Annotated in this window: 14 protein-coding genes and 1 pseudogene; 6 read left to right on the top strand and 9 right to left on the bottom strand. The window is 65.0% G+C overall.

Annotation, left to right across the window (positions count from 1 at the left end; all coding sequences use genetic code 11):
- Nucleotides 1–27 precede the first annotated feature (27 nt).
- Entirely contained in the window at nt 28–1,101 is a 1,074-nt protein-coding gene (locus tag EN853_RS01260) for an ABC transporter ATP-binding protein (protein ID WP_127857622.1), read from the top strand.
- Here the strand turns inward: EN853_RS01260 and EN853_RS01255 are convergent.
- The 5 genes and pseudogenes from EN853_RS01255 to EN853_RS01235 form a co-directional block, all read right to left on the bottom strand.
- On the bottom strand, nt 1,065–2,375 hold the full coding sequence (locus EN853_RS01255; RefSeq protein ID WP_127857462.1) for a flavin monoamine oxidase family protein: 1,311 nt from the start codon (nt 2,373–2,375) through the stop codon (nt 1,065–1,067). The genes EN853_RS01260 and EN853_RS01255 overlap by 37 nt on opposite strands.
- On the bottom strand, nt 2,372–3,448 hold the full coding sequence (locus EN853_RS01250; protein WP_127857461.1) for an extracellular solute-binding protein: 1,077 nt from the start codon (nt 3,446–3,448) through the stop codon (nt 2,372–2,374). Before EN853_RS01250 ends, EN853_RS01255 begins: the two co-directional genes overlap by 4 nt.
- 116 nt (nt 3,449–3,564) lie before the next feature.
- Nucleotides 3,565–3,991 (bottom strand): annotated as a pseudogene (locus tag EN853_RS35260) (hypothetical protein).
- Between the two features lie 50 nt (nt 3,992–4,041).
- A complete protein-coding gene (betI, locus tag EN853_RS01240; RefSeq protein WP_127857460.1) occupies nt 4,042–4,728 on the bottom strand; it encodes a transcriptional regulator BetI in 687 nt (228 codons plus the stop codon).
- Nucleotides 4,729–4,734: 6 nt separating this feature from the next.
- Entirely contained in the window at nt 4,735–5,529 is a 795-nt protein-coding gene (locus EN853_RS01235) for a methyltransferase domain-containing protein (RefSeq protein ID WP_127857459.1), read from the bottom strand.
- Between the two features lie 270 nt (nt 5,530–5,799).
- Here EN853_RS01235 and EN853_RS01230 point away from each other — a divergent pair, with 270 nt between their 5' ends.
- The 4 genes from EN853_RS01230 to EN853_RS01215 are packed head-to-tail and all read left to right on the top strand — an operon-like array spanning nt 5,800 to nt 10,495.
- Nucleotides 5,800–7,419, top strand: a complete 1,620-nt coding sequence (locus EN853_RS01230) for an NAD(P)/FAD-dependent oxidoreductase (protein WP_127857458.1) — start codon at nt 5,800–5,802, stop codon at nt 7,417–7,419.
- Nucleotides 7,406–8,980 (top strand): NAD(P)/FAD-dependent oxidoreductase, encoded by a 1,575-nt coding sequence (locus EN853_RS01225; RefSeq protein ID WP_127857457.1) that lies wholly within the window; start codon nt 7,406–7,408, stop codon nt 8,978–8,980. Before EN853_RS01230 ends, EN853_RS01225 begins: the two co-directional genes overlap by 14 nt.
- Before the next feature lie 2 nt (nt 8,981–8,982).
- Entirely contained in the window at nt 8,983–10,242 is a 1,260-nt protein-coding gene (locus EN853_RS01220) for an aminomethyltransferase family protein (protein ID WP_127857456.1), read from the top strand.
- A gap of 1 nt (nt 10,243) precedes the next feature.
- Nucleotides 10,244–10,495, top strand: coding sequence for a hypothetical protein (locus EN853_RS01215; protein WP_127857455.1), 252 nt, complete (start codon nt 10,244–10,246; stop codon nt 10,493–10,495).
- A 171-nt stretch (nt 10,496–10,666) separates the two neighbouring features.
- On the opposite strand, the gene EN853_RS01210 is transcribed toward EN853_RS01215, so the two are convergent.
- From EN853_RS01210 to EN853_RS01195, 4 genes are all read right to left on the bottom strand, one after another.
- On the bottom strand, nt 10,667–11,725 hold the full coding sequence (locus EN853_RS01210) for a dipeptidase (protein WP_127857454.1): 1,059 nt from the start codon (nt 11,723–11,725) through the stop codon (nt 10,667–10,669).
- Between the two features lie 174 nt (nt 11,726–11,899).
- Nucleotides 11,900–12,199 carry a GNAT family N-acetyltransferase gene (locus tag EN853_RS01205; RefSeq protein WP_095767389.1) on the bottom strand — a complete coding sequence of 100 codons (300 nt, stop codon included), beginning with the start codon at nt 12,197–12,199 and terminating at the stop codon, nt 11,900–11,902.
- A complete protein-coding gene (locus EN853_RS01200) occupies nt 12,192–12,830 on the bottom strand; it encodes an alpha/beta hydrolase (protein WP_127857453.1) in 639 nt (212 codons plus the stop codon). The genes EN853_RS01205 and EN853_RS01200 overlap by 8 nt, the downstream gene beginning before the upstream one ends.
- Before the next feature lie 4 nt (nt 12,831–12,834).
- Nucleotides 12,835–13,767 (bottom strand): VOC family protein, encoded by a 933-nt coding sequence (locus tag EN853_RS01195; protein ID WP_127857452.1) that lies wholly within the window; start codon nt 13,765–13,767, stop codon nt 12,835–12,837.
- A gap of 217 nt (nt 13,768–13,984) precedes the next feature.
- Here EN853_RS01195 and EN853_RS01190 point away from each other — a divergent pair, with 217 nt between their 5' ends.
- Nucleotides 13,985–15,553, top strand: a complete 1,569-nt coding sequence (locus EN853_RS01190) for an alkaline phosphatase family protein (RefSeq protein WP_189343846.1) — start codon at nt 13,985–13,987, stop codon at nt 15,551–15,553.
- The last annotated feature ends 64 nt before the right edge of the window (nt 15,554–15,617 follow it).

Raw genomic sequence — 15,617 nt, 5'->3', positions numbered from 1 at the left:
TCCGATCGCCCCCAATCGGATCGCACGATGATCGAGATCCGCGACGTGACCCGCAGCTACGGCTCGTTCAAGGCGCTGGACAACGCATCGCTCAGCATTCGGGAAGGCGAGTTCTTCTCGCTGCTCGGACCATCCGGCTGCGGCAAGACCACGCTGCTGCGCATGATCGCTGGCTTCGATACGCCGACCAGCGGCTCCATCGCCGTCGACGGCCAGCCGATGGACGGCATTCCCGCCAACCGGCGGCCGACCAACATGGTCTTCCAGAGCTACGCGATCTTCCCGCACCTCAATGTCGAGCAGAATGTCGCCTATGGCCTGAAGCGGCTGAAACTAGCGGCCGACGAGGAAAAGCGCCGCGTCGAGGAGGCACTGGCGCAAGTGTCGCTGACCGGGCTCGGCAAGCGGCGCGCCACCGAGCTCTCCGGCGGCCAACGCCAGCGCGTGGCTTTAGCCCGCGCGCTGGTCATGCGGCCAAAAGTGCTGCTCCTCGACGAGCCGCTCTCGGCGCTGGACAAGAAGCTGCGCGAGCAGATGCAGGTCGAGCTGCGCCGGCTGCAGCAGGCTGTCGGCATCACCTTCGTGCTGGTCACCCACGACCAGTACGAGGCCTTGGCCATGTCGGATCGCATCGCCGTCATGTTCGGTGGCCGCATCGCCCAGGTCGCTTCGCCCAAGGAAATCTATCAGCGCCCCGTCAACCGCCAGGTCGCCGACTTCCTCGGCGGCATGAATTTCGTGAAAGCTGAGATCGTCGAGGAGAACGGCGCTTCGCTGGTTGTCGACACGCTGGGCTTCGGGCGTGTGAAGACCGACAAGCCAAAAGCTTTCACGCGCAATGGCGGCGCGGCCACGCTCGGCATCCGGCCCGAGCGGCTGCGTGTGCTGTGGGACAATGCGACGGCGAAGTTCGAGGTCGCCGGCAAGGTGGTCGAGCGCCACTATTTCGGCGAGATCACGCACCTGATCGTCGAGATACCCGGGCTGGAAAGGCCGCTCTCGGTGACCGAGACCAACGATTTCGGCGCCGACGACATTCCGGTCGGCGCTCCGATCCGCCTCGCCTACGACCCCGAGGCCTTGGTGGCGATGGCGGACTGAAGGCTGGCCAATATCTTCCCGGCGGCGATGCGCCCGGCCACGATCGCGCCCTCGACATAGGCGGGAAACGACGGCGACACTTCCGACGACGCGAAATGGACCGGCGGCGCGCCGGCAAGGATGGTGCGCTCGGCGTGCCTTGCCGTTACGTCGACGATGAGGTCGCTATAGGCACCGCCGCTCCAGCGGTCATCCGTCCAGTCGCGCTGGTTGAAATCGAGGATATCGGCCGCGTCCGGACCGAGCGCATCCACGAGCTTCGCCGTGACTTCGGCGCGCAGCGCCGCGGCAGCCAGCTTGCGGCAGCGCTGCGCCAGCGGTCCGCCGATGAAGACGACGAGCGCTGCATGTTCGGCATCCCTGCTGGCGTCGCAGGCGAACAGGCCCGGCATGTCGCGCCACATCACCATGCCGCTCAGCTCCCGCACGCGCCAGAACGGCCTGGCATAGCGCACCAGGATCTTGATCACCGCGCCGCTCTCCCAGACGCTGAGCGCCTTTGCAAGTTCCGCCGGCAGGGCTGGCGTGAAATCCAGCTTCGCCGCCGTTGCCGGCGGCAACGCGACCAGCACCGCCCGCGCCTGGACGACGCCGCCGGCGGTGGTTAGCCGAACGCCGTCCGCCCCGTGCTCGATGCGCGTGACCGGCTCGCTCAGCCGCAGCCGATCGGCGAGGTCACCTGCCAGGTCGTCGGCCAGCGACTGCATGGTCTCGCGCAAGAAATACTGCAGCTCGAACGTCTCGTTGGTGATGCGGCGATCGTTGTCGATCAGGTACCACAACGGCACCTTCTCCAGCGCCAGGCACCACAGGCCCTCGATCATCGAACGGAAGGCCGCCTTGGCATCGACCAGGTCCGTCTGGCGTTCGAGCCACGCCGCGACGGTCAGCCCGGCGATCGAGGGATCGTCGGGCTCGATCCTGTTCATGCGCTCGCGGATCGCCATCGCCATCCGGTAGGTTCGCTCGGCGTCCTCGGCGGACATGGACGGGTGGGTAATGAATTCGCCATCGACATAGGTCTCGACGAATGTCTTGCCGCGCGCCTTGGCCAGCGCCATCAGCTCCGGCATGTCCTGGCACAGGAACTGGCCGCCGCTGTCGATCAGTTCGCCGAGCCCGTTTCGCATGCCTTCCACGCGGCCGCCGACGCGGTCGCGTGCTTCTAGGACAAGGAAGTCGACGCCGGCTTGCTTCAATTCGAGCGCGGCCGACAGGCCGGTGAAGCCGGCGCCGACGATGGCAACGTCGGTTCTTTCGGTTCTGCTGCTCAATAGCCGGCCTTGATCTTCTCGAACTCGGCAACCATCCGCTGCTTGAGCTCTGGTGCCACCGGCTGCTGGAACAGCGTCTTGTCGAGGAACTTGTCGAGATTGTCGAAGCCGCGTTCGGTGAGCAGCTTCTGGTCCATGGCCGCCATGCCGGCGCTGTTGCCGTGGCCGTAGCCGAAGGTTTTCACCATATACTCCGAAACGTCGGGCGCGTTGACGGCATTCAGGAAGTCATAGGCCTGGTCGAGCTTGCCCGGTGCGTCCTTCATCAACACATAACCGCACACCCAGGTCGACAGGCCCTCCTTGGTGTTGCGGTTCATCTCGATCGGCAGTCCCTGCCCTTTCAGCGTCACATAGGTCTCGTTCCAGCCCCAGACCAGATCGACCTCGTTGCCGGTGAAGGCCTGGTTGAGGTCGGTGTCGTCAGTCCAGTAGAAGCGGACGTTCTTGTGCACGTCGCGCAGGAAGGCGGAGGCCTGGCTGAACTGCTCGTCGGTCATCTTGGTCCAGTCTTTCAGCCCGATGACCAGGCTTGCCAGCGCATACGCATCGTCGACATTGTCGCCGATGGTGACCCGGCCCTTGAACTTGGGATCGGCGAAAATTTTCAGCGACTGCGCCTCGTCGGCCGTCACCTTGTCGGTGCGGTAGAGCAGCGAGGTGTTGCCCCGGTCGAAGGGCATGAACCAGGCCTTGCCGTCGGCGGTGGTGGCCAGATCCTTCATCACCATGATGCCCGGATTGAGGTCCTTCCAGCCGGCGATCTTCGAGGTGTCCAGAGGCTGCAGCAGCCCGGCCTCGCGCCACTTCACCACGCTCTGCGAGCAGGGATGCGCGATATCGGCCTTGAAGCCGGCGCGCATCTTCTCGAACGCTTCGTCCTCGTCGCCGAAGAAGGAGAAGCTCGGCTCGGCGCCGTATTTGGCGGTGTAGGCCGGATGCAGCAGCGGGTCCTCATAGCCCGACCAGTCGAAGACGACGAGATCGCCGCCGCCCTCGGCAAGCGCATAAGCTGTGCCCGCGCCGATGATGACGACGGCCGCAAGCGAAAAGCGGCGAAACACGGACTTCATGGCGCGAGAACTCCCCCATCGCGAACACATCGGCGGACGTTAGGAGAATTCAGTGGCTTTGGCGAGCCCGCCCCGTTCCGCTTGGATGCGGAGCGGGCGAGGCCCCAAGACAGCGCTCAATAGCCGGCTTTGATCTTCTCGAACTCGGCGATCATCTTGAGCTTGAGCTCGGAAGGCAGCGGCTGCTGGAACAGCGTCTTGTCGACCCACTTTTCCACGTTGTCGTAGCCCTTTTCCTTCAAGATTGCCTGGTCGACGCCGGCCATGCCCTTGGCATTCGCCTGGCCGTAGCCCCAGTCCTTGACCAGCACCTTGGCGACTTCCGGATATTTCGAACGCCTCGTCCTCGTCGCCGAAGAAGGCGAAGGTCGGCGAGTCACCGTTCTTCTCGGCATACTTGCCGTGGAAGCTCGGATCCTCATAGCCGGACCAGTCGAACACGATAAGGTCCTTGTCGGCGGCAACGGCAAACGCCGCCGCCGAAGCTGCAAGCGCGCCGGCGAGCGCCAATGTCAGTGTCAGGCGTCGGCTGAGTTCCTTCATGCTCGTCCCATCCTCTTTGGTTCATGCCGGTCTTGCTGGCCGGCTGTTTGCTAACCGTAGTGCTTGGGAAAGGCGGCGGCCAAAAACGCGTTGGCCGCCTGCAGCGCGGTCTCGCGGGTGGTGTCCTCCGTTCCCATCATCAGCCGCAGCCACAGGCCCTCGAGCATGGCGGACAGCGCCAGCGCCATCACCTGCGGTTCATAGGCGTAGCCGCCGCTTTGCTTGAGCGTCGTGCACAGATCGATGAAGACCTGCTGGTAATAGGCGTCGCGCGAGCTGCTCAGCGCCTGGTAGGTCGGCCGCGACTTGGCTTCGCCCCAGAAGGCGCACCAGGCAGCAAGCTTGCGCTTGTTGCAGATCGAGCGGTCGAAGTCGGCCCACACCAACGCTTGCAGTTGTCTCGCAGGATCGTCGCCTGCCTTCTGCAAGGCGGCACGCCAATGCGCCGAATACTCGTCATACATGTACTGCAGGGTGGCGACGAGCAGCTTCTCCTTGCTCTCGAAATGGAAGTTGACGATGCCGCGCGACAGACCTGCGCCGTCGGCGACATCGGCCATCGTGGTTTCCGCATAGCCACGCTTGGCGAGTGAATCGATTGTCGCCTCGATCAGTTGGAACTGCCTGACCTCTTTCGAGGCCTTGCGGCCGCGCTTCTCGGCGTCGTCTTTTCGTGCCGATTCGGATAAGGCTTCCCTGGCCTCTGCGTTCTTCATGAGCGTGACGGTCTCCAGCATCGCCGGCTATCCAACCGGCTTCCAACCGAGCAGATGAGTGGGGCGGTGCTCACCACTGTCAAGCACCTTCTGCATCGCCTCCCAGGTCCTGATATTCTTGTCGACATAGGCCACGCCGACTGCGGCGACGGCGGGTTGATAAAGCGGTCCCTTCAGGCGCGCCAGCTCCTCACGCGCGACCTCGCGGTACCACGGATTGCGGTCGCGGACGGTGACATCGGCAAAGCCGGCCCGGCGCATCGCCGCCGCGTATCGCACCGGCGAAGCCATGGCGAAGGACAGGCCTTCCGCCGCGACATAGGCCTTCATCTCCGCAGACGGCTCGCCGTCATGCGAGATCATCCAGTTCGACGCGGCGAAGACGCCGCCGGGCTTCAGCACACGGAAGATCTCGGCGAACAGCGCATCCTTGTCCGGGACATGCAGCAGCGCGTCCTTTGAGAAGACGACGTCGAAGGCGGCATCGGTGAACGGCAGCGGCCCAGGCGGCGCCTGGACGAAACGGACGCGGTCCTGGAGGCCCCGCATGACCGCCCTTTGCCTCGCCGCCTCGATCACCGGCCTTTCGACATCGAAACCAGTCGCCAGCGCCGCGCCATGATGGGCAACCAGATGCAACGTAATGCCGCCGGCGCCGCAGCCGATATCGAGGATCGTCTTGCCTTCGAGCGGCAGGCCTTCGACGACGCGGTCGACTTCTTCGGGACCGCCGGGCGACAGGTAGCCATCGCCCCAGAGCGCCTCGAGGAAGCGGATGGCGGTGTCGTCATATTCCGGCTCGGCGTCAGCCGTTTCGATCATCAGACCTTGAGCCCCGAATGCCTAGGTGTCCCGTTCAGCAATGCAGTGTCCAGAAATGCAGGCAAAGCCTAGCGCATCAACGGGAAAACGCAACACCATTTGTTGAACATTCATTCAATATGGCTGGACAGAAAACCGTTGTCCGTGGCAAATTCCGCGCATAGGGAACAAACAGCCCCGAGCAATTCCAGGTAAAAGTGTGAAGCGGTTTTCCGTCCGGAATTGCGTAAAAACAAGAGGATAGGCCAGCCGGATGGAGGTCGAGCGCACATGAAGGCGTGGGACGCGATCGTCATCGGCGGCGGCCATAACGGGCTGGTCAACGCCTGCTATCTGCAACGTGCCGGGCTCAACGTGCTGGTGGTCGAGAAGAACGACTGGGTCGGCGGCGCGGCCACCAGCCGCGAACTGACGCCGGGTTTCCTCTATTCCAACTGTTCCTATGTCTGCTCGCTGTTCCGGCCCGAGATCATGCGCGACCTGGAACTGCCGCGCTTCGGCCTGCAGGTGATTTCCTACGAGGGCGGCGCGGTGTTCACGCGCGACGGCGACTACCTCGCCAACTACCGCGACCACGACGCGCACCGCCGCGAGTTCGCCCGCTTCTCCAGGCGCGACGCGGAGGCCTATGACCGCTATTCGCGCGATGTCACCCGGCAGTGCCGCTTCATCCAGCCGCTTCTGATGCGCACCGCGCCGGATCCGACCAGCTTCAAGCCGCGCGATCTTGGCGAGTTGCTCTATCTCGGCAGGAAATTCGCCGGCCTCTCGGCCGAGGAGATGGCGCTGACCCTGCGCTTCTGGACGATGTCGATCTCCGACTTCCTCGACGAATATTTCGAGACCGATGTGATCAAGGCGAACTTCGCGCTTTCCGGCATCATCGGCACCGCACTTGGGCCGATGTCGCCAGGCACGGCCTATGTGCTGCTCCACCATTATATGGGCGAGGTCGACGGTTCGGTCGGCGCCTGGGGCTATGCGCGCGGTGGCATGGGCGCCGTCACCAAGGCGCTGGCAGCCTCATTCAAGGCCTCCGGCGGCACCATCCGGACCGGCGCCGAGGTCGACCGTGTGCTGATCAGGAACGGTAAGGCCAAGGGAGTGGTGCTTGCCGGCGGCGAGGAGGTCTACGGCAAGCTCGTCGTCTCCAACGCCGACGTCAAGCGCACCTTCCTGAAGCTGGTCGAGGAAAAGGAACTGCCCGACACCTACCTGCGCCGGGTCAGGAACTTCAAGATCCGCGGCTCGTCCGGCAAGGTCAACATCGCGCTCGATTCGCTGCCCGAATTCCCGGCTCTGCCCAAGGATTCGCCGGTCTATCGCGCCGACATGCATTTCACCGATTCCATCGAGCGCATGGAGCGCGCCTATGACGACTGGAAGGCCGGGCGCTGGTCGGCCGATCCCTTCCTCGACATGGTGATCCCGACCACGCTCGACCCGACCATGGCGCCGCCGGGAAAGCACTTCATGAGCTGCTTCGTGCAATACGCGCCGCCGAAGATCGACGGACGCGACTGGACGGACGCCGACCGCGACGGCTTCACCGAGAGCGTGATTGCGCAGATCGCCGAGTATTCGCCCGGCTTCCGTGACCGCATCGTCCATATGGAGGTGCGCACGCCGCGCGAGATCGAGGCCGAGGTCGGCCTCACCGAAGGCAACATCTTCCAGGGCGAGCTCACCTTCGACCAGTTGCTCTTCAACCGCCCGGTGCCGGGCTACGCGCAATACCGCTCCCCGATTGGCGGGCTCTACATGTGCGGCTCCTCGACCCATCCGGGCGGCGGCGTCATGGGCGCGCCCGGACGCAATGCCGCCGCCGAGATCCTGCGCGACCTCGCCAAGCCAACCCTGCATATGAGCCAGGCCCATGACGTCATCTGAAACGAACTGGGACGCCATCGTCATCGGCGGCGGCCACAACGGCCTTGTCGCCGCCGCGACGCTGGCGAAGTCCGGCCGCAAGGTGCTGCTGCTCGAGGCCGGTAGCGACGTCGGCGGCGCGGCGCGCACCGAGGAATTCGCGCCGGGCTTCCGCGTCTCCGCGGTCGCCCATCTGCTCAATCGCCTGCATCCCGACGTGCTGAAGACACTGGAGCTAGGGCGCCATGGCCTCAACGTCGAGCGCAGCGATTTCGTGCCATCGGTCGCTTTGTCCAAGGGTGGCCCGCTGGTGCTGCACGGTGCCTATGGCGAGGTGCTGACCGGCGCGAGCCCCTCGGAGCAATCCGCCTGGAAGGCGCTCCGGGCGCAATTGCTGCGCTACGCCGCTGTGCTGAAGCCCTTCCTGTCGCGCCGCCCGCCGGAGCTTGCCGGCCTATCGCTCGCCGAAATGACCGGACTCGGCCAGACCGCTCTGGCCCTGAAGCGGCTCGGCAAGGAGGACATGCGCGACTTCCTGCGCGTGCTCTTGATGAACGTCAACGATCTGCTCGACGAGCAGCTTTCGGACGACAGGTTGAAGGGGTTGCTCGCCTTCGACGCCACGCTCGGCTCGCACCTCGGGCCGCGCTCGCCGACCTCGCTGCTTGGCCTCTACTACCGCCTGGCCGGCGAGATCGGTGGCCTCGCCGGCGCGCAGATACAGCCCAAAGGCGGCATGGGCGCCGTCATTGCCGCCATCCGCGCCGCGGCAGAGAAGGCAGGCGTTTCGATCCGCCCGGCAACGCCGGTCGCCAAGGTCATCATCGAGAAGGGCCGCGCCGTCGGCGTGGTCACGCAGGGCGGCGAGACGATGCGGGCCAGGACGGTCGTCTCCGCCATAAACCCGGCAACGACGATCCTCGATCTCGTCGGCCCGCGCGAGGTCGACACTGGTTTCGTGCGCAAGGTGAAGAACATCCGCATGAAGGGCGATGCGGCGAAGCTCCATCTGGCGCTCGACCGGCCGCCGCAATTCACTGGCGTCGATGCCGCCGGCCACAAAGGGCGTCTCGTCATCGCCCCCTCCCCCGACCATGTCGAGCGCGCCTTCAACCCGTCGAAATATGGCGAATTCTCGCGCGAGCCGGTGATGGAGATCACGCTGCCCAGCCTTGTCGACCCCGCGCTCGCGCCCGCGGGCGCCTGCGTGCTTTCGGCCGTGGTGCAATACGCCCCCTATGCGCTGAGGGAGGGCTGGACCGCCGGCAAGCCGCAATTCCTCGAGGCGATCCTGGCGCAGCTCGAAACCTACGCGCCGGGCATCGGCGCGACAGTGCGCCATGCCGAGCTTTTGACGCCGATCGATATCGAGGCGCGCTACCGCATGCCAGGCGGCCACTGGCACCATGGCGAGCTGCAGGCCGACCAGATGCTGATCTCACGGCCAGTCTCCGGCTGGTCAGGCTACGACACGCCGCTCGAAGGACTGTTCCTTGCCGGCGCCGGCTCGCATCCTGGCGGCGGCATTTCCGGCGCGCCCGGCCTCAACGCCGCGCGCCGCATCATCGCGATGAGGGGGTGAGCATGGCGCAGGCAACCAGGAAGAAGCCTTTTGTCACCGAGGCTGACACGGCCGTCGAAGCCCGCACCATCGCGCAATCGCACTTTCGCACGTTGCGGCTGGGCACCCCTTTCCAGCCGCGTATCGACGCGCTGGGACTGAAGCAGGACTGGTACAACTGGGCCGGCTACCGCGCGCCGCATTCGCTGTGGGACGAGGAGCTCGAATATTTCGCCATCCGCAGCCAGGCGGCGCTGTTCGACATCTCGCCGATGACGAAGTACCGGATCGAAGGACCGGACGCCGAAGCCTATCTCGACCGCATCACGCTGCGCGACGTCACTAGGCTGGAACCCGGCCGCGTTCACTACACCGCATGGTGCGACGACGAAGGTTTCGTGCTCGATGACGGCACGCTGTTCCGGCTGTCGCCGACACGCTTCCGCCTCTGCTCGCAGGAGCGGCACCTGCCCTGGCTGCTCGACAGTGGGATCGGCTACGAGGTGAGCGTCGAGGAAGAGACTGAAGCCGTCGCCGGCCTTGCGCTGCAAGGCCCGACTTCCTTCGCCGTCCTGCGCGACGCGGGCTTCGCCGGCGTCGAGCGGTTGAAAGTCTTCGACCTCGCCGAATTCGCGCATGACGACGCAACCGTCACCATCTCGCGCACCGGCTTCACCGGCGATCTCGGCTATGAGCTCTTCGTGCCGGCGGACAAGGCGCTGAGCCTCTGGGACCGGCTGATGGCGGCCGGCGAGCTGCGCGGCATCCGCGCCATCGGCTACACGGCGCTCAACCGCGCCCGGCTGGAAGCCGGGCTGATCATCGCCAATGCCGACTTCGCCACTGCCGAGCACGCCATCCGCACCGACCGCTTGCGCATGCCGGATGAGATCGGCCTCGGCTTCATGGTCGATCCGCAGAAAGGCCACTTCAACGGCCGCCGCGCCATCCTCGAAGCCCGGGCAAAGAAGAAGCTGCGCCACGTTCTGGTCGGGCTGGAGATCGAAGGCAATATTCCGGCCGAGCATGCCATCGTCTATTATCGCCGGAGCCAGGAGGTCGGGCTGGTGAGCGCGGCGATGTGGTCGCCCATGGCCAAGCGCAACATTGCGATCGCCTCATTGCAGCGCCCCTATGGCGACACGATCGTCGATGACTTCTGGGTCGAGATTTACGCCATGCGCGAGCTGCAGTACCAGAAGCTGATGAAGCGGGCGAAGGTGGTGCAGCGGCCCTTCATCAAGCTCGACCGCCGCACCGCCAATCCGCCGGCCGATTTCTGACATGGCAAGCGAAGCGGACGACCTGGAGGCTGAAGCCGCCGAGCAGTGGCAGCTGGTCAACACGCCGCTCGGCGGGATGTGGTCCGGCCGCACGCGCTATGCGGCGGCGATGTATTTCTTCAAGCGCGGCGAGATGAACGCCGAGACGCTGGAGGTCTACCGAATCTGCGCCCGGCTCGATCATGAGGACCCCTTGCCGATCATCCGCGACCGCGGCGTCGGCAAGGACTGGCTGAAGCGGATGGGTGCTTAGCTGCTCGAACAAATTCCTCGACAAAAGCACCCTGACTGATCGTCAGTGGGTCCGGTTTCGTCTCGGCGAGCTAACGGGATTGGCTGGAACCTCTCCAACTGGAGAGGCTTGAGCCATTCCACGCAGCAAGTTCACGGCTCAGACCAGCATCACCTGAATGTCGATAGGGTCTCAGCCGATGGTGCGTTCGAGAACACTCAGCCAATTGCGATAGGCGATCTTCTCGATCAGCGCGCGCCCGAAGCCGCGCGCGGCAAGCGCATCGATGAGCTTGGGCAGGCCAGCGACGTCGCCGATGACGGCCGGGATCATCGCGCCGTCGAAATCCGAGCCAAGACCGATGCCGTCCTCGCCCAGCGCCTGCAAGAGCGAATCGATATGGCGCACCATGATGTCGAGGCCGGTGTCGGCGTTCATCTTGCCGTCCTCGCGCAGGAAGCCGGTGGCGAAGTTCAGGCCCACCATGCCGCCCGTTTCGCGGATCGCGCCGAGTTGCCAGTCGGTCAGGTTGCGCGAGTGACCACAGATCGCATGCACGTTGGAATGAGTGGCGACCAGCGGCGCATCGCTGATCGCGGCGACGTCGCGAAAACCCTTCTCGTTGAGATGCGATAGGTCGATCATGATCCTGAGCTGGTTGCAGGCCTTGACCAGCGCCTTGCCGGCATCGGTGAGGCCTGGCCCGGTGTCGGGCGACGAAGGAAAGCGGAACGGCACGCCGTTGCCGAAGGCGTTGGGGCGGCTCCAGACGATGCCGAGCGAACGCAGTCCGGCGGCGTGCAGCACGTCGAGCATGGCAAGCTCCGGATCGATCGCCTCGACGCCCTCGATGTGGAAGACCGCCGCGATCGAGCCCTTGGCCATCGCCTTGCGCACGTCGCCGGCGCTGCGGCATACGGTCAGCGCGCCGGCGCGCTCCAGCCGGAACAGGATTGAGGCCATGGCGATGGTGGAGGTGATCGCCTCCGCGCGCGGCAGTTCCGGCGGCAGGGGTTCGTTGTCGCTCGGCGCCGGCGGCACGGCGCTGCGCTTGGTCTTCTCGATCGGCGGCGGGAAGATCGCGAACATGCCGCCGGCAAAGCCGCCCTTTTTGGCGCGCGGCAGGTCGATATGGCCGCCCGGCGTGCCCTCGATGAACAGCTTTTCGACATCTGCCTCCTTCGACTGGTAGAGTCTCAGAAGCGTGTCGTTGTGGCCGTCGAAAACGGGGATCAGATCGGTTTCGGTCATCAGGGAAGCCATTCGATTCAGGTGACAGAGCAAGGCGGGACGAACGGTTCCGTCCGTGAGCGATCTGTCTACTTAGGCAAGATGGCCGAACTGCGCAAATGCTAGCGGCGTGTTCGCGTTGTGGCTGGGCGGCCGGAACGCCCCTTCTCCGCTTGCGGGAGAAGGGGAATATCCTCACCGCTTGAGCACGTCCGCCCATTCCGGATGGCGGCGGAACTGCGCGTTGGCGAAGGGGCAGAGCGGGATGATCTTCTTGCCGGCGGCACGCGCATCCTCGACCGCGCGGGTGACGAGCCGAAGCCCGGCGCCCTGGCCGCGGAAGACATCCGGCACCTCGGTGTGATCGATGATGAGCTGGTGCTCGCCGATCTTGGTGAAGGTCATCTCGGCCTCCGCGCCGCCGGGGCCGCGCAGCACGTAGCGCCCCTTCGACCCGCGGTCTTCCAGTTCGATCTCGGGCAGTTGGTCAGCCATTGTTCTTTTCTCCTTCGGCGGCGGACGCGAGGGCGAAGAGCCGCCGCGCCGCTTCGATTTCATTCGGCCGCACCTCGTGCCCGCCGTCGTGCCATTCCACTGTGACATCGGCCCCGTCGGCGCGCAAATAGGCCTCCAGCCGCGTGGTCAGGTTCGGCGGACAGATCGGATCGCGCCTGCCGGCCGTGATCAGGATGCGGCGGCCGGCAAGGCTTCCCTCCGCTTCCGGCTCGAACGGGATCAGCGGATGCATAAGCGCCGTGGCATCGAACAGGGTCGGCTCGGCGAACACCAGCGAGGCCAGGATGTTGGCGCCGTTGGAATAGCCGAGCCCGAACACCGCCGAAGGCTTTGCCACCTCGACATGTCCCTTGACGAAGCCCGCCATCTTCGCCGTCGCACGTGCGAGATCGTCCATGTCGTAGACGCCCTCGCCGGTGCGGCGAAAGAAGCGGGCGGCGCCGTGCTCCGACACGTCGCCGCGCGGCGACACGATCGTCGCGGAAGGCAGAAGCTCGCGGCCGAAGGACAGAAGCTGGTTCTCGTCGCCTCCGGTGCCGTGGAAGACGAAGAGCAGCGGGCTGCCCGGCGAACCGGGCAGCATCTTGTGGATGTAAGCGTCCTTGCTCATGGTCTTAGTCTTCCAGCTTCTGCAGGTGCTCTTCGAGATAGGGCCTCAGATGCTGATGCTGCGTCGGCAGCTTCAGCGCCTCGCCGAGATGCGCGGTGTCCTCGTCGCGGTTGAAGCCCGGCTCGTTGGTGGCGACCTCGAACAGCACGCCGCCCGGCGTGCGGAAATAGATCGCCCAGAAATAGTCGCGATCGATGACCGGCGTCACGCCGTAACCCGTGTCGACAAGCGCCTTGCGCACCTCGAGCTGCCTGGCGCGATCCTCGACCGCGAAGGCGACGTGGTGCACCGACCCGGCGCCGAGATTGGCAAAGCCCGCACCGGGCAGCGATTCGATGTCGACGACGTCGGCGCCGTTGCCGTTCCTGATCGCCAGCCGGCGGATGTTGCCGGACTTGTCGACCTCCTCATAACCCATGAACTTCAACAGCTCCTCGGTGGCGCCGCCGTCCTTCAGCCGAAGCGCGACCGAGTGGAAGCCGCGGATCGCTTCGTCGGCCGGAACCCCGCCCTTCACCCAGGGCGCCCTGCTGTCGGCCTTGTCCTCGAGGAGTGCAAAGCTGTCGCCGTCCGGACCGGTGAAGGCGAGCCGCTTCTCGCCGAAGCTTTCCGTGCGGGCGACGTTGCCCACGCCGTCGTCGGCGAAGCGCTTTTCCCAATAGGCGAGCGTACCTTCCGGCACCGAGAAGACCGTGGTGCCGACCTCGCCGACCCCGTGCCGGCCCTTGCCGATATCGGGGAATGGGAAATAGGTCATCACCGAACCCGGCGTGCCGACTTCGTCGGCATAGTACAGGTGGTAGACGTCTGGCGCGTCGAAATTGACGGTTTTCTTGACCCGGCGCAGGCCGAGCTTCTTCGTGAAGAATTCGTTGTTGCGGCGCGCATCGCTGGCCATCGACGTGACGTGATGCAGGCCCTTGATCTGATTGAGCATGATCGTGCTCCTTCCTTGTCCTTGCTGCGGCCCTCGCCGCTGTCGACGCCAATATGAGGATCGCCTCGCCAACGGCAAAGCGGCCAAACACCGAATGGACTGTATCATTAAAATGAACGATCGCAGGATTATGTTCACCGATTGATGAACTGACTTGCCTTGCAACGCCAGCGAATTTCGGCTCCATGAGCGGCGCGCCTTCTTGAGGAGAAGATCTTTGGACAACCGAAACAGCCGCCCGAATGTTCTCGTTGTCACCTGCGACCAGTGGCGCGGCGATTGCCTGTCTGCCGCCGGCCATCCGGTGGTGAAAACGCCGAACGCCGACATGCTTGCCGCCGAGGGCGTGCTGTTCCGGCGCCACTATGGCGGGGCGGCGCCCTGCTCGCCGGCGCGCGCCTGCCTCTATACCGGCCTCTACCAGATGAACAACCGCGTCTGCCGCAACGGCACGCCGCTCGACGCCCGTCACGCCAACATCGCGCTCTCGGCACGCGCCGCGGGCTACGACCCGACATTGTTCGGCTACACCGATATGGCGCCTGATCCACGCCAGCTCTCGGCAGGCGATCCGCGGCTGAGAAGCTACGAAGGCGTGCTGCCCGGCTTTACCGTGCGGCAGTTCCTGCCCGAGCACCAGAAGCAGTGGCTGTCCTGGCTGCGGGCGCAAGGCATCGACACCAACGCCGGCAGCCCTGGCATCCATCGTCCGGCGGGCGAGGAAGGCAACACCCGGAGCGATGTGACCAATGCGCCGCCGGTCTATTCGAAAGACCAGACGCCGACGGCTTTCCTCGCTGGCGAATTCATCCGCTGGCTTGGCGAGCAGGAGCAGGGCGCGCCCTGGTTCGCGCACATCTCCTTCATCAGCCCGCACCCGCCCTTCATCGTGCCGGAACCCTTTAACGCCATGTACGATCCGACCGACGGGCCCGCTTTCCGGCGCGCAGCGAGCTGGCAGGCCGAAGCGGAAAGCCACCCCTATCTCGCCTACGATCTGGGCCTACAGAAGCGGACAAAGTTCGTTCCGGGCATCAAGGGCAAGGTGCCGGATTGGAGCGAGGAAAATCTCCGCCGCATCCGCGCGATCTATTACGGCATGATCTCCGAGCTCGACGCGCAGCTCGGCCGCGTCTGGGATGCGCTGAAGTCGGCCGGCAGGTGGGACGACACCGTTATCGTGCTGACCTCCGACCATGCCGAGATGATGGGCGATCATTTCATGCTCGGCAAAGGCGGCTTCTTCGACGCCAGCTACCACATCCCGCTGATCATCCGCGATCCGAGCCGCAGCGCGGCAGCCGGCACATCCATCGACCGCTTCAGCGAAGCCGTCGATATCTTTCCGACCTTGCTCGACCTGATCGGCGCAGCACCCGAACCGCACCTCGACGGCATGTCGCTGGCGCCCTGGCTCGATGGGGATCAACCAGGCAACTGGCGTGACGCCGCGCATTGGGAATTCGATTTCCGCTCGGTCGCCGAAGGCGAAGCGGAGCGCCACTTCGGTATCGGCTCGCGCGACTGCAACCTGGCCGTCCTGCGCACGATCGACTTCAAATATGTCCATTTCGGCGGCGGCCTGCCGCCGCTGCTGTTCGATCTCATGAAGGATCCCGGCGAGCTGAGCAACGTCGCGAACGACCCCGCCTATCTGCCGGTACGACTGGATTTCGCCGAAAAGACGCTGACCTGGCGCGCCAGGCATCTCGACCAGTCGCTGGCGCTGGCGGAGCTGACGGAGGGCGGCGTGATCGGCCACGTGGCCAAGGCAATAGGGCAGTAAGGCAATAGGGCAGTACGTTGGGAAACCCTTCTCCTACTGCCCTACTGCCCTACTGCCCTATTGC

Source organism: Mesorhizobium sp. M1C.F.Ca.ET.210.01.1.1, assembly GCF_004791585.1.
GTDB lineage: Bacteria > Pseudomonadota > Alphaproteobacteria > Rhizobiales > Rhizobiaceae > Mesorhizobium.
This window is presented reverse-complemented; position numbering and strand designations above follow the sequence as displayed.